The sequence below is a fragment of the Falsirhodobacter sp. 1013 genome (assembly GCF_051195255.1).
GTDB lineage: Bacteria > Pseudomonadota > Alphaproteobacteria > Rhodobacterales > Rhodobacteraceae > Falsirhodobacter.
Window position 1 is genome coordinate 20,448 of record NZ_JBNJLK010000004.1, and the last position, 18,595, is coordinate 39,042.

General features: G+C 66.2%; 14 protein-coding genes and 2 pseudogenes. 8 read left to right on the plus strand and 8 right to left on the minus strand.

All coding sequences use genetic code 11. The features are described 5' to 3' along the window. The first annotated feature begins 15 nt into the window (after positions 1–15). Positions 16–1,773 (plus strand): AMP-binding protein, encoded by a 1,758-nt coding sequence (locus ACSHZY_RS08115; RefSeq protein WP_435167970.1) that lies wholly within the window; start codon positions 16–18, stop codon positions 1,771–1,773. 264 nt (positions 1,774–2,037) lie between these two features. Here the strand turns inward: ACSHZY_RS08115 and tldD are convergent, their stop codons facing one another. Continuing rightward, on the minus strand, positions 2,038–3,459 hold the full coding sequence (gene tldD / locus ACSHZY_RS08120; RefSeq protein WP_435167972.1) for a metalloprotease TldD: 1,422 nt from the start codon (positions 3,457–3,459) through the stop codon (positions 2,038–2,040). 137 nt (positions 3,460–3,596) lie between these two features. On the opposite strand from tldD, the gene cyoE reads away from it, so the two are divergent. The 6 genes from cyoE (at position 3,597) to ACSHZY_RS08150 (ending at position 9,946) form a co-directional block, all read left to right on the plus strand. Next, complete coding sequence (cyoE, locus tag ACSHZY_RS08125; RefSeq protein WP_435167975.1) at positions 3,597–4,523, plus strand: heme o synthase; 927 nt, start codon at positions 3,597–3,599, stop codon at positions 4,521–4,523. Positions 4,524–4,661: 138 nt separating this feature from the next. Continuing rightward, positions 4,662–5,294 (plus strand): SURF1 family cytochrome oxidase biogenesis protein, encoded by a 633-nt coding sequence (locus ACSHZY_RS08130; RefSeq protein ID WP_435167978.1) that lies wholly within the window; start codon positions 4,662–4,664, stop codon positions 5,292–5,294. Continuing rightward, the gene (gene thrC / locus ACSHZY_RS08135; RefSeq protein ID WP_435167981.1) at positions 5,291–6,676 is read left to right on the plus strand and encodes a threonine synthase; all 1,386 of its coding nucleotides are present in this window, start codon (positions 5,291–5,293) and stop codon (positions 6,674–6,676) included. Before ACSHZY_RS08130 ends, thrC begins: the two co-directional genes overlap by 4 nt. Then, positions 6,673–7,932, plus strand: a complete 1,260-nt coding sequence (locus tag ACSHZY_RS08140; protein WP_435167984.1) for a M16 family metallopeptidase — start codon at positions 6,673–6,675, stop codon at positions 7,930–7,932. Before thrC ends, ACSHZY_RS08140 begins: the two co-directional genes overlap by 4 nt. Beyond that, positions 7,932–8,522, plus strand: a complete 591-nt coding sequence (locus tag ACSHZY_RS08145; protein ID WP_435167986.1) for a GNAT family N-acetyltransferase — start codon at positions 7,932–7,934, stop codon at positions 8,520–8,522. The genes ACSHZY_RS08140 and ACSHZY_RS08145 overlap by 1 nt, the downstream gene beginning before the upstream one ends. Beyond that, on the plus strand, positions 8,522–9,946 hold the full coding sequence (locus ACSHZY_RS08150; protein ID WP_435167989.1) for an FAD-binding oxidoreductase: 1,425 nt from the start codon (positions 8,522–8,524) through the stop codon (positions 9,944–9,946). Before ACSHZY_RS08145 ends, ACSHZY_RS08150 begins: the two co-directional genes overlap by 1 nt. A gap of 194 nt (positions 9,947–10,140) precedes the next feature. Here the strand turns inward: ACSHZY_RS08150 and ACSHZY_RS08155 are convergent. The 7 genes and pseudogenes from ACSHZY_RS08155 to hisI form a co-directional block, all read right to left on the minus strand. Further along, positions 10,141–11,117: pseudogene (locus ACSHZY_RS08155) on the minus strand (IS30 family transposase). Positions 11,118–11,386: 269 nt separating this feature from the next. Continuing rightward, a pseudogene (locus ACSHZY_RS08160) lies at positions 11,387–12,725 on the minus strand (ISNCY family transposase). Between the two features lie 120 nt (positions 12,726–12,845). Beyond that, positions 12,846–13,586, minus strand: a complete 741-nt coding sequence (locus ACSHZY_RS08165) for a squalene/phytoene synthase family protein (protein WP_435167992.1) — start codon at positions 13,584–13,586, stop codon at positions 12,846–12,848. Next, positions 13,583–14,941 (minus strand): cysteine--tRNA ligase, encoded by a 1,359-nt coding sequence (gene cysS / locus ACSHZY_RS08170; RefSeq protein WP_435167995.1) that lies wholly within the window; start codon positions 14,939–14,941, stop codon positions 13,583–13,585. The genes ACSHZY_RS08165 and cysS overlap by 4 nt, the downstream gene beginning before the upstream one ends. Before the next feature lie 99 nt (positions 14,942–15,040). Continuing rightward, positions 15,041–15,640, minus strand: a complete 600-nt coding sequence (locus tag ACSHZY_RS08175) for an outer membrane beta-barrel protein (protein WP_435167997.1) — start codon at positions 15,638–15,640, stop codon at positions 15,041–15,043. Positions 15,641–15,756: 116 nt separating this feature from the next. Beyond that, positions 15,757–17,568 carry an ABC-F family ATP-binding cassette domain-containing protein gene (locus tag ACSHZY_RS08180; RefSeq protein ID WP_435168000.1) on the minus strand — a complete coding sequence of 604 codons (1,812 nt, stop codon included), beginning with the start codon at positions 17,566–17,568 and terminating at the stop codon, positions 15,757–15,759. 1 nt (position 17,569) lies between these two features. Next, a complete protein-coding gene (gene hisI / locus ACSHZY_RS08185; protein WP_435168003.1) occupies positions 17,570–17,929 on the minus strand; it encodes a phosphoribosyl-AMP cyclohydrolase in 360 nt (119 codons plus the stop codon). 57 nt (positions 17,930–17,986) lie between these two features. Here hisI and ACSHZY_RS08190 point away from each other — a divergent pair, with 57 nt between their 5' ends. Beyond that, a complete protein-coding gene (locus tag ACSHZY_RS08190) occupies positions 17,987–18,385 on the plus strand; it encodes an iron-sulfur cluster assembly scaffold protein (protein WP_435168006.1) in 399 nt (132 codons plus the stop codon). Positions 18,386–18,595 lie beyond the last annotated feature (210 nt).

The window sequence follows — 18,595 nt, forward strand, 5'->3', positions numbered from 1 at the left end:
CAGACGGAGGGTCCTATGCCCTTTGCCACCCAAGCCGACCGGGACGTGATCGAGGCCGAGGGCCCTTGGTCGTCCCGGAACGTGCCGGCGACCATCCACCGGGCGCTGGCGGCGCGGGACCCTGCGGGGGCCGCGCTGTCCTTCCAGCTTCTGTCGGGTCCACGTTCCCGCTCCGTGACGTGGAGCTGGGAGGATCTGCATCGGCACGCCGTGCGGGCGGCGAACTTGTTCCGCTCTCTTGGCGTCGGTCCTGCGGACACGGTGGCCATCGTCCTGCCGAACGCGCCGGAAATGGCTGCGGCCATGCTGGGCGGGATGATCGCGGGCGTCGCGGCCCCCATCAACCCGCTGCTGGGGGCGGGGCAGATGGCCAGCCTGCTGCGCGATACCGGCGCGAAGGTGGTCGTGACGCTGAAGGCCTTCCCCTCCACCGACATCGCCGCGCGGGTGGCGGAGGCGCTGGTGCACGCCCCCGATGTGCGCGCGGTGCTGGAGGTGGATCTGCTGCCCTATCTTGCGCCGCCGAAACGTTGGGCCGTTCCGCTGATGCGGCCGCGCCACAAGATCCGCCACCGCGCGCGGGTGATGGATTTCGCGAAGGCCGCCGCCGAACAGCCTGACACCCTGACCTTCCCCGACCCGCCCGAGGATCGCGTCGCCGCCTGCTTCCACACCGGCGGCACGACCGGCATGCCGAAGCTGGCGCGTCACCGGGTGGGCGGGATGCTTTACAACGGTTGGGTCGGGCGGCGGCTTTTGTTCACGGACAGGGACGTGATCCTGTGCCCCTTGCCGCTGTTCCATGTCTTTTCGGCCTATCCGGTGATGATGTCGGCGTTGATGACGGGGGCGCATGTGGTGCTGCCCACGCCCGCAGGTTATCGCGGCGACGGCGTGTTCGATAACCTGTGGAAGCTGATCGAACGCTGGGGCGCCACCTATCTGGTGGCGGTGCCGACCGCACTGTCGGTGCTGATGCAGCGCAAGGTGGACGCGGATCTGAGCCGACTGCGCGTGGTCTTTTCCGGCTCCGCCCCCTTGCCGCGCGAGTTGTTCACCCGCTTTCGTGACGCGGCGGGGGTGCAGGTCATCGAAGGCTACGGCCTGACCGAAGCCACATGCCTGATCGCCGCCAATCCCCCGGACGGAGAGAAGAAGGTGGGGTCGGTCGGACTGGCGATGCCCTACGCCAAGGTCAGGATCGAGGGGGGCGAGATCGTGGTGAACAGCCCCGGCACCGACGGCTGGCTGCACACGGGCGATCTGGGGCGGATCGACGAGGAGGGCTACATCTTCATCACCGGCCGCGCGAAGGACCTGATTATCCGCGGCGGCCACAACATCGACCCCGCGGACATCGAGGAGGCGCTGATGGCGCATCCCGCCGTGGCGATGGTGGGCGCCATCGGCCAGCCCGACGACCACGCGGGCGAGGTGCCCTGCGCCTATGTCGAACTGGTGGCCGGCGCGCACGCCACCCCGGAGGAGTTGCGCGAGTTCGCCCGCGCCCGCATCAGCGAACGCGCCGCCGTGCCCCGCTACATCGAGATCCTGCCCGAGATGCCGAAGACGGCCGTGGGCAAGGTCTTCAAGCCGGAGTTGCGGCGGCGGGCGATCATCCGGGTGCTGGACGCGGCGCTGGAGGGAAGAGGCCGGGTCGTGGAAGTGATCGAGAACCGGGAGCGCGGGCTGGTCGCGCGTATCGAAGGCGACGCCTCGGCCCTTGGCCGGTTCCCGGTGGAGTGGGAGGCGGCAGGCTCCGCGTCCCCCTGATGGGGACACTCGCTGGCCGCCGCTGCCGCGGGTGGTGGTTCAGGGGGTAAGGAAACCGGGAAGGGGGCCGGCGTAGAGTTCCTCCGGCACGGCCTTGGCGAGACCCATGCCGTGCTCAGAGTAGAACGGGTTCCATGTGCAGTGATGCTCCGCACTCTCGCCAAAAAGCGAATTCAGCCCCCGTCCTCCCGTTCGGTCTTCTCCGGTTCACTCACCACGCGAACGGGCCGTCCCGTGACGGAGCTGACCTTCCGCCAATTCACATCACGTGGCCGATCCGCCGATCGTCAACCCGCCGATCATCAACGTGGGCTGGCCCACACCGACGGGCACCCATTGTCCAGCCTTGCCGCAATTGCCAATGCCGGCATCCAGCGCCATGTCGTTGCCTATGGCGCGGATGTTCTGAAGCGCGGTTGCGCCGTCGCCGATCAGGGTCGCGCCCTTGATCGGCTCCTGCACCTGACCGTTCCGGACACGGTAGGCTTCGGTGCAGGAAAACACGAACTTGCCGTTGGTGATGTCCACCTGACCGCCGCCGAAGCCCACGGCGTAGATGCCGTCCTTCAGGTCCGCGAGGATCGCCTTGGGGTCCGCATCACCGCCCAGCATGTAGGTGTTGGTCATGCGCGGCATGGGGATGTGCGCGTAGCTTTCGCGCCGGCCGTTGCCGGTGGGGGCCACGCCCATCAGGCGGGCGTTCTGGCGGTCCTGCATGTAGCCGATCAGGATGCCATCCTCGATCAACACGTTGCGCGCCGAAGGGGTGCCTTCGTCGTCGATGGTCAGCGATCCGCGGCGGTCGGGCAGGGTGCCGTCGTCCAGCACCGTGACGCCGGGGGCCGCGACGCGCTGGCCCAGAAGGCCCGCAAAGGCAGAGGTCTTCTTGCGGTTGAAGTCCCCTTCCAACCCGTGGCCCACGGCCTCGTGCAGCAGGATGCCGGGCCAGCCTGCGCCAAGGACGATGTCCATCACCCCCGCCGGGGCGGGCACGGCGTCCAGGTTCAGGGTGGCGATCCGCACAGCCTCGCGCACGACGGGCTGCCAGTGGGCAGGGTCCATCAGCTGCGCCAGCCCGTGACGGCCGCCGCCGCCCATGCCACCGGATTCGCGCCGCCCGTGCCGTTCCACGATGACCGAGATGTTGATGCGGGCCATGGGACGGATGTCGGTCAGGCGCAGACCCTCGGGGCGAAGGATCTCCACCTCCTGCACGCTGGCCGACAGGGTGGCCGATACCTGCACAACGCCGGGATGGAGGCTGCGGGCATAGGCGTCGATCTCGCGCAGCGTGTCGATCTTCAGGCCGAAGGCCGCGTCGGCGATGGGGTCGATGGCCGCGTAAAGATGGCGGTTCGTGCCGTGCGGGGGCGGGGCCAGCGTGCCGCCGCCGTCGCCCACGGCCAGACGCGCCGTTTCCGCCGCGCGCCGCAAGGACTGTTCCGAGATCTTGGTGGAATGGGCATAGCCCGCCACCTCTCCGCGCACGGCGCGCAGGCCGAAGCCTTCGGAGGCGTCGTAGCTGGCCGTCTTGATGCGCCCGTCGTCCAGCACGATCGCCTCGGACCGGCGGCGTTCCAGGAACAGTTCGCCGTCATCCGCGCCGGCCACAGCCTCGCGCAGGATGTTCAGGGCGGTGGCTTCGTCCAGAAGACTCTCGAAAGGGCGGAAGGGGCTGTCGGTCATCATGTCCTCTGGTCGCGGCGTTTGCCTGACGTATATGGTGCCGACGGGCAGGGGCACAACAAGCCTTGGGCGATATGTCCAATGGCCCGGCCCCTCGCGCGCAGCTAAGCCACGCCGGACACCCCCGGAGGAGCAGCATGAGCGACATCCGCAGTTTCGAGGAGAACGGACAGGCGGGCGACTGGTTCGCGCTGCTGAAGCCGCGCGTGATGACGCTGGTCGTCTTCACCGCGCTGGTGGGCCTGCTGGTGGCGCCGGTGGGCGTGAACCCGGTGATCGGCTTCGCCTCCATCCTGTTCATCGCCCTGGGCGGTGGCGCGTCGGGCGCGCTGAACATGTGGTGGGACGCCGACATCGACGCGATCATGAAGCGCACGCAGGGGCGGCCGATCCCGGCGGGGCGCATCGCACCGCAGGACGTGCTGTGGTTCGGGCTGGCGCTGTCGGTGCTGTCGGTCGTGATGCTGGGGCTGACGGCGAACTGGTTCGCGGGCGCATTCCTCGCGTTCACGATCTTCTTCTACGTCGTCATCTATTCGATGTGGCTGAAGCGGATCACCCCGCAGAACATCGTGATCGGCGGCGCGGCCGGGGCGTTTCCCCCCATGATCGGATGGGCCGTGGCGACGGGGGGCGTGTCGGTGGAAAGCGTGCTGATGTTCGCGCTGATCTTCATGTGGACGCCGCCGCATTTCTGGGCGCTCGCGCTGTTCATGAAAAGCGACTACCGCGACGCGGGCGTGCCGATGCTGACCGTGACGCATGGGCGCAAGTCGACGCGGGCGCACATCCTTGTCTACACGCTGCTGCTGGCGCCGGTGGCGATCGGGGCGGGCCTCACCTCCATCGGCGGGCCGGTCTACATGGGCGTGGCGGTGCTGGCGAACGCAATCTTCATCCTTGGCGCATGGCGCATCTGGCGGCGGGACGAGGTGGCGGCCGAGGCGGACGGCTACAAGCTGGAAAAGAAGGTCTTCGCCTTCTCCCTCATCTACCTTGCCGTGCACTTCGGCGCCTTCCTGGCCGAGGCGGCGCTGAAACCGTTCGGGATGGGGGGCTGGTGATGCGGCGTGACCGGGCGCTGGCCTGGGTGCTGGCCGGCTTCGCGCTCTTGGTGTTCGCGATCACGCTGGCCAAGCTGGCGTGACCTTGCCGTTTCCCTTGACGATCCCTAATGTGGTTCGACTGGGACGAGGGCGGATGTGACGCAGAACAGACGATGGACATGGGCCCCCGCGGCCCTTGGCGGCCTGGCTTTGGCCTGCCTTTTTGCCGGTGGCTGGCAGATCCGCGAACATCAGGCGGCCGAAGCGCACATCGCCGCGGCGGCGCCTGCAGTGGCCGGCATGCCCGAGGCCCTGCCGGACGCGCCCGACCCCGCGCAGGACCTGTTCCGCGCCGTCCGCATTGATGGAACGCTGGCGGGTGATCCGATCCTTCAGCCGATAGACCATCCGCAGATGGGACCGGGCTTCCGCGTGATCCAACCGATCGAGGTGGCGGGCCGCCGCATCCTGATCGACCGGGGTTTCATCTACGAGGCGTGGCGCAACGATCCGCTGACCGCCACCACGATCGAGGCGAATGGCAATCTGGACTGGCCGGACGACCTTGCCGTTGTCGCGCGGCAGGCCGGGGCCGCGCCGGTTCTGGTCGTGGCCACCACGCCCACCGGCGACGGGATCGTGCCGGTTCCGGTCGATCCCGCTGCCGCTCGCGACCCTCACTGGCGCAATGCGCTGATCGGCTTTGCGCTGGCGGCGCTGTTGACAGGGATGACAGTGCTGTCGCAGTGGCGTATCAAGCGGCGTGACGAAGGAAATGTGACGCAATGAAGTATATCTCGACCCGTGGAACCGCGCCCGTCCTGAGCTTTGGCGAGGCGATGATGACAGGCCTTGCCCGCGATGGCGGCCTGTATCTGCCCGAGACGATTCCGGCCTTCACGCCAGAGGAAATCGCTGCGCTGGCCGGTCTTTCCTATGAGGAGGTCGTGTTCCGCGTCATCCGCCCCTTTACCGGCGACACCTTTGAGGATGCGGAGCTGCGCGGCCTGATCGCCACCGCCTATGCCGGCTTCGCTCATGAGGCGCGGGCCCCGCTGGTGCAGTTGGCGCCGAACCACTTCTTGCTGGAACTGTTCCACGGCCCGACGCTGGCCTTCAAGGACTTCGCCATGCAACTGATCGGCCAGCTGATGCAGGCCGCGCTGGCAAAATCGGGGGAGCGGATCACCATCGTGGGCGCCACCTCGGGCGACACGGGGTCGGCCGCGATCGAAGCGTTCAAGGGCCTGTCGAACGTGGATGTCGTCATCCTGTTCCCGCATGGCCGCGTGTCGGACGTGCAGCGCCGCCAGATGACGACGCCGTCGGACTCCAACGTCCACGCCTTTGCAATGGACGGGGACTTCGACGATTGCCAGGCTCGCGTGAAGGACATGTTCAACGATTTCGCCTTCCGCGACGCGGTGGGGCTGGCGGGCGTGAACTCCATCAACTGGGCGCGGGTGCTGGCGCAGGTCGTGTACTACTTCACGGCCGCCACCTCGCTGGGCGCGCCGCACCGGCCGGTCAGCTTCACCGTGCCGACGGGGAACTTCGGTGATGTCTTCGCCGGTTACATCGCGCGCCGCATGGGCTTGCCGATCGAGAAGCTGGTGGTCGCGACCAACCAGAACGACATCCTGCACCGTGCGCTGAGCACGGGTGAATACAAGCCGGACGGGGTCGTGCCCTCCATCAGCCCGTCCATGGACATCCAGGTGTCCTCGAACTTCGAACGCGCGCTGTTCTATGCCTATGACGGCGACGGGGCGGCCGTGCGCCAGTTGATGGACGAGCTGAAGGCCGGCGGCTTCACGATCAGCCAGGGCGCGCTTCAGGCGCTGTCGGGCACCTTCGCCTCGGGCCGCGTGTCGGAGGAGGAAACGACCGCCACCATCCGCGAGGTTCTTGCGACGACCGGGGAGCTTCTGTGCCCGCATTCGGCCGTGGCCGTCGCGGTGGCGAAGCAGCATCTGGGCGCCACGCCGATGATCACGCTGGCGACCGCGCATCCGGCGAAGTTCCCCGATGCCGTGGAAGCCGCGGGGGCCGCGCGTCCCGAATTGCCGCCGCACATGGCCGATCTGTTCACCCGCGCCGAACGGGTGACGCGGGTGACGAACGATCTTGCGGCGCTACAAGCCCTTATCCTTGAAAGGACCGGCCGTTGAGCGTCCGTCTCACCACCCTTGCCAACGGCTTCCGCATCGTCACGGAACACATGCCGGGGTTGAAATCCGCCTCGGTCGGGATCTGGGTGACGGCCGGGGGGCGGCATGAACGGGTCGAACAGAACGGCATCGCGCACTTCCTGGAACACATGGCCTTCAAGGGCACCAAACGCCGCAGCGCCCTGCAGATCGCGGAGGAGATCGAGGATGTGGGCGGCTACATCAACGCCTATACCAGCCGCGAGATGACGGCCTATTACGCTCGCGTTCTGGAAAACGACGTTCCGCTGGCGCTGGACGTGATCGGCGACATCCTTCTGAACCCCGTCTTCGACACGCGCGAGATCGAGGTGGAGCGGGGCGTGATCCTGCAGGAGATCGGGCAGTCGCTGGACACGCCCGACGACATCATCTTCGATTGGCTGCACGAAGCGTCCTATCCCGACCAGCCCTTTGGCCGCACCATCCTCGGCCCCGAGGAACGTGTGTCCTCCTTCACGAGCGAGGATCTGCGCCGCTTCGTGTCCGAACATTACGGCCCCGACCAGATGATCCTGGCCGCCGCCGGTGCGGTGGATCATGAGGCGATCGTCGCGCAGGCGACGGAACAGTTCGGCGGGATGATCCGGCTGGGCCAGCCGGCCCTTGCGAAAGCCGCCTTCACGGGCGGGGAGCGCCGCGAGGTGAAGACGCTGGAACAGGCGCATTTCGCCTTGTCCTTCGCCGCGCCCGCCTATCGCGATCCCGACGTCTATGCCGCGCAGGTTTATGCGATGGCGATGGGCGGGGGCATGTCCTCACGCCTGTTCCAGAAGATCCGGGAGGAGCGGGGCCTGTGCTACACCATCTTCGCGCAGGCCGGCGCTTATGAGGATACGGGGCAGATGACCATCTACTCCGGCACCTCTGCCGCCGATCTGGGCGATCTGACCGGCCTGACCATCGACGAGCTGAAGCGCGCCGCCGACGACATGACGGAGGCCGAGGTGAACCGCGCCCGCGCCCAGATGAAGGCCGGAATGCTGATGGGGCTGGAAAGCCCGTCCTCTCGCTGCGAACGGATCGCGCGGCTTCTGGCGATCTGGGGCCATGTGCCCGCGGTGGAAGACGCGGTGGAACGGATCGACGCGGTGTCCACCGCCGATGTGCGCGATTACGGCGCACGTTTGTTGACCTCCCCCTCGGCGCTGGCGCTGTACGGGCAGGTGGGCAAGGCGCCGGATCTGGACGCCATCCGCCAAAGGCTGGCCGCCTGATGCTGGGGCTGCGGCGCTCCCCCAGGATCGAGACGGAGCGGCTGACGCTTCGTTTGCCGCAGCACAGCGACTATACCGGATGGGCCAGCCTGCGCGCCCGCAGCGCGGAGTTTCTTCAGCCTTGGGACCCGATCTGGTCACCGGACCACCTGACGCGCCGCGCGTTTTCGAACCGCGTGACATGGTCCGCCCGTTCCATCGCGGACGGATCGGCCATGCCCATGGTGCTCATCCGGCGGGAAGACCAGACGCTGGTGGGGGCCATCACGCTGGACAACATCCGGCGGGGACCGGCGCAGGCCGGAACGCTCGGCTACTGGATGGGGCAGCCGTTTGCACGGCAGGGCTACATGCGCGAGGGCCTTCTGGGGCTGACCCACTACGCCTTCAACAATCTGGATCTGAGCCGTCTTGAAGCGGCCTGCCTGCCGGAAAACGCCGCGTCGCGCGGGGTGCTGGAACGGTGCGGCTTCAAGTATGAGGGCGTGGCGCAAAGTTATCTTCAGATCGCCGGCCGCTGGCGGAACCATGTGCTTTATGCAGCGCTTCGGCATGACCGCCGGGGACGGACGGGGGCAGGGGCGGGATGATGCTGAACGCGGCAGATGCAGGGTTTCTGACACAACTGGAAGCGCAGCTTCCTTCCGACACGCTGCGCCCGGCCGAGCCGCGCCATCTGAGCGAGCCTCGCGGCCGTTATCCCGGCATTGGAACCGCCGTCGCCTTGCCGCGCAACACGGCCGAGGTGTCGACGATTCTGACCGCCTGCCAGGCGGCCCGCGTGGGCGTGGTGCCGATCGGAGGCGGGACGGGGCTGGTCAGCGGCCAGGTTATGACCTCGGGCCCCATGCCCTTGCTGCTGTCGCTGGAGCGGATGTCCACGATCCGCGCCATCTACCCTACGGAAAACGTGATCGTGGCCGAGGCTGGCGCCATTCTGGCCGATGTGCAGGCGGCGGCCGAAGGGGCAGGGCGCCTGTTCCCGCTGGCGCTCGCCTCCGAAGGGACGGCGCGGATCGGTGGGCTGCTGGGGACCAATGCGGGCGGGCTGAACGTGCTGCGCTATGGCACCGCGCGCGATCTGTGCCTGGGGGTGGAGGCGGTGCTAGCGGACGGTTCGATCCTGAACGGGCTGCGGCGGTTGCGCAAGAACAACACCGGTTATGACCTGCGGCATCTGCTGATCGGCTCCGAAGGGACGCTGGGCATCATCACGGCCGCCAGCTTGAAGCTGTTCCCGCGACCTGCGCATCATGCGACCGGCCTCTTCACCGTGTCGGACCCGCAGGCGGCGCTGGACCTTCTTCAGATCGCGCAGGCCCGCGCGCCGGGCATGGTGGACGCGTTCGAGCTGATTGCAGGGGAGGGGCTGCGTTTCCTGCGCGCCACGATGCCGGATGTCCGCCTGCCGGTGGCCGATGCCGAATGGATGGTCCTGATCGAACTGGGCCTGCCGCCCGATCTGGACCCGGAGGCGGCCCTGGAAGCCATCTTCACCGACGGCGCCGACGCCGCGCTGGTGTGGGACGGGCTGATCGCGCAGTCGGGCGCGCAGCGGCAGACGTTCTGGACCATGCGCGAAAGCATTCCCGAAGCGAACCGCCGGATCGGGGCCGTCGCCAGCCACGACGTCGCCCTGCCCATCTCGGCCATTCCCGCCTTCATCGAGGGTGCGAAGATCCTTCTGCATCCCTTCGACATCCGCATCAACTGCTTTGGCCATCTGGGCGACGGCAACCTGCATTTCAATCTTTTCCCCGCGGAAGGCCGCACCCGTCAGGACTATGCCGCGGACGCCGCCGAGATGACGGTGCTGGTGCATGATCTTGTGGCCGAGCATGAGGGCAGCTTCAGCGCCGAACACGGCGTGGGACGTCTGAAGGTGCCGGATCTGGAACGCTACGCCGATCCCGTGGCGCTGAACACCATGCGCGGCATCAAGCGGCAGATGGACCCGGAAGGCATTCTGAATCCCGGTGCCGTATTGCGGAATGCGGCGGTCGGAGGCGGCTGAGCCTGCCGATATACGTCGTTGTCACCAAGTTGAAACGTTTCGGACTGGGAAAAGTAGAAGTGTCGCGGGACGGTGGCCTAAGCGATGAGCCAGCCCCGGCCCGCTCTCTCGATAAGGGGCTATAGGGTTGAGGCCGGCGGCGCATGATAAAGGGTGGGGTTTCATGCCGAACGGCGGCTCCGGTGCCTTCGAGGTCAGGGCAGGGCGACTTCTCCTTCCATCAGCTTCTGCCTGAAGATTTCGGCAGGTGTTCGGTAGCCGAGGCGTGTGCGGGCGTGCTGTTGAGGCGCTGGCAGATGGCGTTGATTTGCCGCGCAATGAGGATTTTCGGGTCGATCTCGGGTGTCAGCCAGCGTCGGACACGTCCGTTGGTGTTCTCGACGGTGCCTTTCTGCCACGGGCTTTGAGGTTCGCAAAACCACGTCGCCACGCCAAGGCCTGCCTGAAGATAGGGCTAGGCGAGGAACTCCAGACCCAGGTCAAAGGTCATCGAGGTGCCTGCATGGGCAGGCAGTGGCGATAGGCTGTCGATCAGACCATCGATCACCGGACGCGGCCGACGGTCAGCGTTTTCATCAGCACGGTGAACCGGCTGACCCGCTCGACCAGTGACGTCAGGTTGGTGTTGCCGAATTCCTTAGGGAACTGGATCATATCACATTCTCACCCACCGAAAACCTCGCGTGCGGCTATTTCCACCGGGCGATGGCCGGATGGCAAGTTCATCAGCAAATCTGTGCAGTTGCGGCTTGCGGCCGCCCCGGCCGAGTCGCTTGCGGCGATGCTCTTGCAAGTGGCGCCAGAGGGAGATGGCATAGCCGTCTCTAGAAAGGGCGTTTGATAGATCGTCTCTTGACTGACCCGTTGCGGAGCGCGATCCAGACGCAACCGTCCAGCGATCTGCTCGGGTGTCCCGCCGGATTTCAGCTTGTCGATCACCGCCGTTCAAAGCGCTGGATGCGCACGAGCTTGCGCAGATTGGCGCGCCGTCCGGTATGTGCAGTCGCTGAATAGTACCCGGACAAATGATGAGGCTCGGCATCGATGAAGCGATTGCAGTTTAACTCGCGCAAGATCGTCAAGCGGTGATGGCCGAGCCTGTGTGCGATCTTCGCGCAGGCACTTTCCCCTCACGCCAGCGCTCGATCTTCTTGCGTTCCTCAATGCTCAACTACGAATATGCGACACCCATTCTGCAATCTTACCTTTGAGCAAGGCATTGTATTAAAACAGAAGTATCGGTTGGAACTAGCGCTTACCCCTTTGCAGACCTGTTGTCACCAAGTTAATATGTCGCGGGTTGGGCAAAGTAGAAGTGTCGCAGGAACAGTAGCCGAAGTGGGGAGCCAGCCCCGGCCCGCTCTTTCCATAAAGGGCCGTAGGGACGGGGTTGGCGGCGGTCGGGAAAGGGCGTGAAGTTCGCTCGTGGGGTAGAGCGGTTCAGATCGACGCTGCCGTTCCTTCTATCGACGCGGCTTTGCGCTTTGCAGTCCTTGCCGCCCCGGAACTCCAGCCATCATTGCGGCGGCCGGTCGGGGTGTAGACGGTCGCTTGCTTGCCAACCCGGAGCGGTTTGGGTGGCGTCTGCTGTAGTTCCATAACATGCGCCACGGCCGCGCTCAGGCGCTTCTTCTCGGTGATGGCGGCGTAGGTCAGTCGCTGCTGGTCCTTGTCGAAGATCCTGTAGGGCAGGGAGATGCCCTTCCAGCGCGGGTCGATCCGGCCGTCCGCAAAGGCGAAGGTCTCCAAGTATCTGCCCGCGGCGGCCCGCGCGAGGTCGCTGTCCTGAAGGATCAGCCGCTTGCACTCGTAGCAGACGACGAGTTGGGCGCTGAAGGCGCGTTCGTCCCGATGGCACAGGATGTCCTTGAGGCGGGAGGCCGGCTCATTGAGGGGGCGATGCAGGTTGTCCGGGCGAGCCGGGGACCGGGCGAAGCGGGCGTTGTGATCCGCCACGAAGCCCACAAGGAAAGCGTCGCCCCCTCCATGTCGCGGATGCCCGCAAGTCGCAACTCCTTGACCAGCCGATCCTGCAGGGTGCGGTTGGCACGTTCGACGCGGCCCTTGGCCTGGCTGGAGTTGGCGCACAGGATCTAGATGTTCAGCTCTGCCAGCGCGCGCCCGAACTGTGTCATGCCGTGGCCGGTCTTTGTGTTCTGCTTCGCCACGCGGAAGACGCTGTGCTTGTCGGAGTAGAAGGCCACCGGGCGGCCGTGATCGCGCAGGTAGCCGTCCAGCCCCCCGAAGTAGCTGAAGGTGCTCTCGGATAGCACGAACCGCATCTGCATCAGTGTGCCCGTGACATCGTCGATGAAGACCAAAAGCGTGCAGGGCGCGGCCCGATCCTCGAACCAGCGGTGGTCGGAGCCGTCGACCTGGATCAGCTAGCCATGAAAGCTGTGCCGGGTCTTGCGGTCGCGCCAAAGCCCATCCGCGATCAGCCATCTGCGCAGCGTCCCCCGCGAGACCTTCAGGCTATGCCGCTCGGCCAGCTTCTCCGCCGCCAGTGTCGGGCCGAAGTCAGCATAATGCTCACGCACCAGGTGCAGCGCCAGATCGCGCCGCCGCGGTTGATCCGGTTGTTGGAGGGCCTTCCGCGCAGCCCGTGCCGCACAGCACCGGCACCATCCTCGCGATAGCGCAGAAGGAGCCGCTGAACCTGACACGGGCTGATCGCCAGCACCGCCGCCGCCGTGATCGACCGCAGGCTGCCGTCCAGAACGCGCGACAGCACCTCGACGCGCTGAAGTTCATGTTCGCTCATCACAACAAGTCCCATCCGAGGCCGCCTCCAAGGAGATCAACGAGAGGCGACAGGTCAACTTTGCCAGATGGCGACACGTCTACTTTGCGCTTACATATGAAATAGGTATAACCTGTATTATGTAACCATCACCTGCTATGCGTATCGAAACGCACACCACAGAAGCAGCCCGCGCCGATGTATTTCGCTCAACCTCAGGCGCTCCTGCGGAACGTATTCGGGATGTTTTCGCGCCAGACGCAGCAAGGCATTCGTTTGCCATGCCGGCAAGATGGCCGGTCCTGTCGCCATGGATCGTCCCACGTTCAGCTTGTTCAGCCCTGTCCGGATCAGGGATGGCAGATCGTCTGTGGGCAGCGGCTGACGCCCCCGCGCGACAAGCCGGGGATATGCCTGAAGCATCGCCACCAGCCCCTGCGCCCAGGCCACGTTGCGAACCGCCGCTTCCGTCTTCGGATCCGCCCCCAAGGCCAGCGCCGACAACCACATGAGGTGACCGGCCGTCTGGTCGATATAGGTGGCGAAGGTCGCCTCGTCCGGGCGGTCGTCATAGATGTCGGCGCGCCGCGCCTCCACCATCTCGGCCAGAAGATGCGTCGGCAGTTTCTTGTCGCGGACCAGCGCGGCCAGCGGTGCCGCAACCTCGTGCGAGGGCGTGGTGCCGGTATCGATCTCCTCCACCACATCGGCCCACCATTGCAGCCGCATTTCCGCAATCATCGCCTCGGCCGAGGCCCAGGGCGCGCGCGCCACCTCCAGGTTGAAGGCGTAAAGCGGCAGAAGGTTGGCGCGTGCCGCCACCGGTGCCGCCATAAGGGCGGCAAACCGATCCGGATCGCCCTTGGCGACCAGCGCCGCGCAGGCGTCCAGGCTCACAGCAGCTCCCTCAGGCGGACGGCATCGAAGTCGGGGGCCAGCGTCCATTCCGCCCCGTCGGCCGTGTCCGTCACCAGCACGCCCGCCGCCACGAACCCGTCCCGCAGCCCGTCGGCGCGCGCGAAGTCGCGGGCCTTGCGGGCCGCGGCGCGGATCTGCAGCAAACGCTCCACCAACTCGGCCACATCCTGACCGGCACCGGCCACATGCGACCAAGCCCCCATATCGGGCAAGAGAAGACCGAGCAGCCGCGCGGATCCGAGCAGTGCCGCCGCCTGCCCCGCATTGGCCAGCCGGTGCAACTCGCCGATGGCCCCGGCGGTGTTCAGGTCGTCCGACAGCGCCGCGACGACGCCCGCATCCGGGGCATCTTCCTCGGCCCCTTCAACGATGTCGTGCCATTTGCGCAAGGTCGCCTCCGCTTGGCGGGCCTTCTCCTCGGTCCAGTCCATCGGGCGGGTGTAATGCGTCGACAGCAGCACGAAGCGGATCACCTCGCCCGGGACGCCCTTGTCCAGCAGGTCGCGCACGGTGAAGAAGTTGCCCAGCGACTTGGACATCTTCCGGCCTTCCACCAGCAGCATCTCGTTGTGCAGCCAGAAGCGGGCGAAGCCGCCTTCGGGATGGGCGCAGCAGCTTTGCGCGATCTCATTCTCATGATGCGGGAACTGCAGATCGATGCCGCCCGCATGGATGTCGAACGTGGCGCCCAAAAGGTCGAAGGCCATGGCGGAGCATTCGATGTGCCAGCCCGGCCGCCCCCTGCCCCACGGGCTGTCCCAGCCCGGCTGCGTGGCGTCGGACGGCTTCCACAGCACGAAGTCCATCGGATCGCGCTTGAACGGTGCCACCTCGACCCGCGCGCCGGCGATCATGTCATCCACAGAACGGCCGGAAAGCGCGCCGTATTCAGGATAGCTGCGCACGTCGAACAGGACATGCCCCTCGGCCGCATAGGCGTGCCCACGCTCCACCAGCGTCCCGATCATCGCGATCATCTGCGCGATGTAGTCGGTGGCCCGCGGCTCCTGCGTCGGGCGCAGGGCACCAAGGGCGTCCATGTCGGCGTGATACCAGCCGATCGTTTCGTCCGTGATGTCGCGGATGTCGCGGCCGGTGGCGGCGGCGCGGTCGTTGATCTTGTCGTCCACGTCCGTGAAGTTGCGGACATAGGTCACGTGGCCAAAGACATGACGCAGCAGCCGAAACAGCGTGTCGAACACCACTACGGGCCGCGCATTGCCCAGATGGGCGCGATCATAGACGGTTGGGCCGCACACGTACATCCGCACGTTCGACGGGTCGATCGGGGTGAAATCCTCTTTCACGCGGGTGCGGGTGTTGTACAGCTTCATGGCATCCCTCCGGCTTCTTCGCGCAGATAGCACGCGGCATCCGAATGAAAAAGGGCGCGGAGGTTTCCCTCCACGCCCCGCACTTCCAGTCCGAAGACCTTAGAAGTTGTAGGCCGCTTTCAGCTGCACAGCCGTCGGGTTGTAGCTGACGCCGGTGTCGTCGAAGTCGTCGAAGACATAGGTCGAGACTTCACCACCCACGGTCCAGTTCTGGTTCAGCTGGTAGTCGACACCCAGACCGGCGGTGTAGCCGTAGTCCGAAGCGCTGTCCTGGCCCAGGAAGTCGCCGTCGCCGTAAGCCACGCCGCCTTTGGCGTAGACCAGCGTGCGGCCCAGGTCATAGCCGACCTGACCGGTCAGCGTGGCCAGGTTGTCCAGCTTGATGGCGTCGTCATCGCTCGACACGTCGGACGAGTTGTAGGCGCCTTCGACGCCGAGGACCGTGCGGCCCAGATCCCAGCGGTAGCCGCCGTGGATGCCGCCGAGGGCGCCGTCGCCGTCAACGTCGCCACCGTCGGCATAGCCCAGTTGCGCACCCAGGTAGCCGCCGTTCCAGTCGCCCGTGACCGGAGCCACAACAACAGGAGCGGGAGCGGCCACGACGGGCTCTTCCACCGGAACGACCGGGCCGCCGGCGAAGGCGGTCGGAGCTGCGAGGATGGCGGCGGTGCCGAGGGCGAGTGCTGCGATACGTTTCATGATATTCTCCGTTTCTTCCGTCCGACGGACTTAGCCGGTCGGGACAGGACGGAAATTGGTCTTTCTGACGCCGAACGCCAGAGCGTCCGACGTCACGAAATTTTTACACGGTCGTGTCAGGAGGATGCCTTGTCTTCGAGCGCGAGCCACTCTTCCTCGGCGGCCGCCAAGGCGGTCTGACGCTCCTTCAGCATGTCGCTGGCCTTGCCGAACTTGACGGGTTCACGGGCGAACATGTCCGGCGTCGCCAGCAGGTCTTCCAGTTTACCAATCTCGCCCTCCAGCTTTGAAATCAAGGCTGGCAAAGCCTCCAGACGCTTGCGTTCGGTGAAGGTCAGACCCGCGGCCGCCGCCTTCGGGGCCGCCTTCGACGGGCCCGCGGACCGGGTCGCCGCAACCGGTTCCACGGCCGTTTCCACCGCCTGTTTCTGCGCCTGATAATCGCTCCAACCACCGGCATAGGCGGTGGCTTCTCCTTCACCTTCCAGTGCGATCGTCGTGTTTGCCACCCGGTCGATGAAGTCCCGATCGTGGCTTACAAGCAACACTGTCCCGTCATATTCGCCCAGAACATCCTGAAGAAGGTCCAGCGTCTCGACGTCCAGATCGTTGGTCGGTTCGTCCAGAACCAGAAGGTTGGACTCACGTGCCATGATCCGCGCCAACAGAAGGCGCGCCTTTTCGCCCCCGGACAGCGACCGCACCGGCGCGCGCATCTGCGCGTCGTCGAACAGGAAGTCCTTCAGGTAGCCCACGACATGACGCGGCGTGCCGCGCACCATCACCTGATCCGCCCGGCCCGACACGCCCAGAAGCGGATCGCCCGTCAGGTTCTCCCACAGGCTGGCATTGCCATCCAGCTGGGCACGCGTCTGGTCGAACACCGCCATTTGCAGGTTCGACCCAAGGGTGACGGTGCCGCTGTCGGGCGCCAGTTCCCCCGTCAGCATCTTCAGCAGCGTCGTCTTGCCGGCGCCGTTCGGACCGACGAAGGCCACCCGGTCGCCGCGCTGCACGCGGATGTCGAAGGGCTGAAGGATGACGCGGTCGCCGAAGGTCTTGCTGATTCCCTTCGCCTCGATCACCCGCTTGCCCGAGGTGGGTCCGCTTTCCAGCTCCATCGCGGCCGTGCCCTGACGGCGGATCTGGCTTGCGCGGTCGGCCTTCATGTCGGCCAGGGCGCGCAGGCGGCCTTGGTTGCGCTTGCGCCGCGCGCTGATGCCTTCGACGGCCCAGCGGGCTTCGGCCTTGATCTTGCGGTCCAGCTTGTGACGGGCCTCGTCCTCCTCGGCCCAGGTGGCTTCACGCCATTCCTCGAACCCGTCAAAGCCCTGCTCGCGCCGGCGCACCGCACCGCGGTCGATCCACAGCGTGGCCTTCGTCAGCGCCTTCAGGAAGGCCCGGTCGTGGCTGATCAGGATGTATCCGGCGCGGGTGGATTTCAGGTGATCCTCCAGCCACTCGATCGCCTGGATGTCCAGATGGTTGGTCGGTTCGTCCAGCAGCATCAGCTCCGGCTCGGCCGCCAGCAGCCGGGCCAGCGCCGCGCGCCGCTTTTCCCCGCCCGAAGCCGCGTCGACGCGCGTCTCCGGGTTCAGCTTCAGCCCCTCGGCCACCATGGCGACGCGATATTCCTCGCCGTCCGGCAGGCCCGAGGCCGCGAAGTCGCCCAGCGTCTCGAAGCCCGACAGGTCGGGGTCCTGCTCCATGTATCCGGTGGTGACGCCGGGCGCGAGCGTGCGGTCCCCCTTGTCGACCTCCACCAGCCCGGCCATCACCTTCATCAGCGTGGACTTGCCGGACCCGTTGCGGCCCACCAGCGCCACGCGGTCGCCCGGCTGCACGACCAGCGACAGCCCGTCGAAGATCGGATCGCCGCCCCAGGTCAGCGAGATTTCGTTCAATTGCAGAAGCGGTGTGCGCGCCATCTTATGCCTCCGGCTCCATGATCGTCACTTGTTCCCCATCCCGGATCGCGGTGTAGAAGCAGGACCGGCGGTTCGTGTGGCAGGCGGGACCCGTCTGGTCCACCAGCGCCAGAAGGCAGTCGCGATCGCAATCCACCCGCATCTCCACCAGCCTCTGCACGTGGCCAGAGCTTTCGCCCTTGGCCCAGAAGCTTTGCCGCGACCGCGACCAATAGGTCATCCGCCCCGTCTCCAGCGTCCGCACAAGCGCGTCCTTGTTCATCCATGCCATCATCAGCACCTCGCCAGAGGCGTGGTCCTGCGCGATCACCGGAATCAGTCCGTTCGCGTCGTAAGTCAGCGTGCTTGGGTCGAAAGACATGGCTTTTCCTAATGGGGGGTGCCGCCTATCTATGGGAAGGCACGCAGGAAGGAAACGATGTCCGCGCTCTATTCCACCGAACTTCTGGCGCTGGCCGCCAATATTCCGCATGCCGGCCGGCTGGAGGAGGCGGACGGCAGCGCCACGCTCCGCTCTCCGGTCTGCGGATCTAAGGTGACGGTGGATGTGCGGACGGATGGTGGCCGCGTCACCGCCTTCGCGCAGGAGGTGAATGCCTGCCTGATGGGCCAGGCCTCCGCCGCGCTGATGGGCCAGCGTTACGCCGAGGATCTGGTCGCGCTGCGGGCCTCGGTGGCGACGATGCTGGCGGGCGGCGCCGTTTGTCCCGGCTACGAACCCCTCGCCCCCGCGCGGGAAGTTCCGGCCCGGCATGCCGCGATCCTCCTCCCCCTCGATGCGGCCATCGCCGCGATTGAAAAAAGCCGCCAGCGCTGAGGGCTGGCGGCAGGTGGCGCGTCAGGCAGGACCGCGCTGTTCAGGAAACGACGTTCAAGCCGACAAAAAGGCCGGCGAACAGGACAACGACGCCAACGGCGTCGCCGATCAAGGTGGCATTCGGATGTTTCAGCATGTGGCGTGTCTGGTTCAGCATCTGGCAACTCCCTTCTGTGTTGCCTGATTGTTCTCATATATTCGAGAACGCGT

Coding starts and splice junctions, on each gene's coding strand:
- ACSHZY_RS08115 (WP_435167970.1), top strand. CDS start 16: ATGCCCTTTGCCACCCAAGCCGACCGGGACGTGATCGAGGCCGAGGGC.
- tldD (WP_435167972.1), bottom strand. CDS start 3,459: ATGACCGACAGCCCCTTCCGCCCTTTCGAGAGTCTTCTGGACGAAGCC.
- cyoE (WP_435167975.1), top strand. CDS start 3,597: ATGAGCGACATCCGCAGTTTCGAGGAGAACGGACAGGCGGGCGACTGG.
- thrC (WP_435167981.1), top strand. CDS start 5,291: ATGAAGTATATCTCGACCCGTGGAACCGCGCCCGTCCTGAGCTTTGGC.
- ACSHZY_RS08145 (WP_435167986.1), top strand. CDS start 7,932: ATGCTGGGGCTGCGGCGCTCCCCCAGGATCGAGACGGAGCGGCTGACG.
- ACSHZY_RS08150 (WP_435167989.1), top strand. CDS start 8,522: ATGCTGAACGCGGCAGATGCAGGGTTTCTGACACAACTGGAAGCGCAG.
- cysS (WP_435167995.1), bottom strand. CDS start 14,941: ATGAAGCTGTACAACACCCGCACCCGCGTGAAAGAGGATTTCACCCCG.
- ACSHZY_RS08175 (WP_435167997.1), bottom strand. CDS start 15,640: ATGAAACGTATCGCAGCACTCGCCCTCGGCACCGCCGCCATCCTCGCA.
- ACSHZY_RS08180 (WP_435168000.1), bottom strand. CDS start 17,568: ATGGCGCGCACACCGCTTCTGCAATTGAACGAAATCTCGCTGACCTGG.
- hisI (WP_435168003.1), bottom strand. CDS start 17,929: ATGTCTTTCGACCCAAGCACGCTGACTTACGACGCGAACGGACTGATT.
- ACSHZY_RS08190 (WP_435168006.1), top strand. CDS start 17,987: ATGTCCGCGCTCTATTCCACCGAACTTCTGGCGCTGGCCGCCAATATT.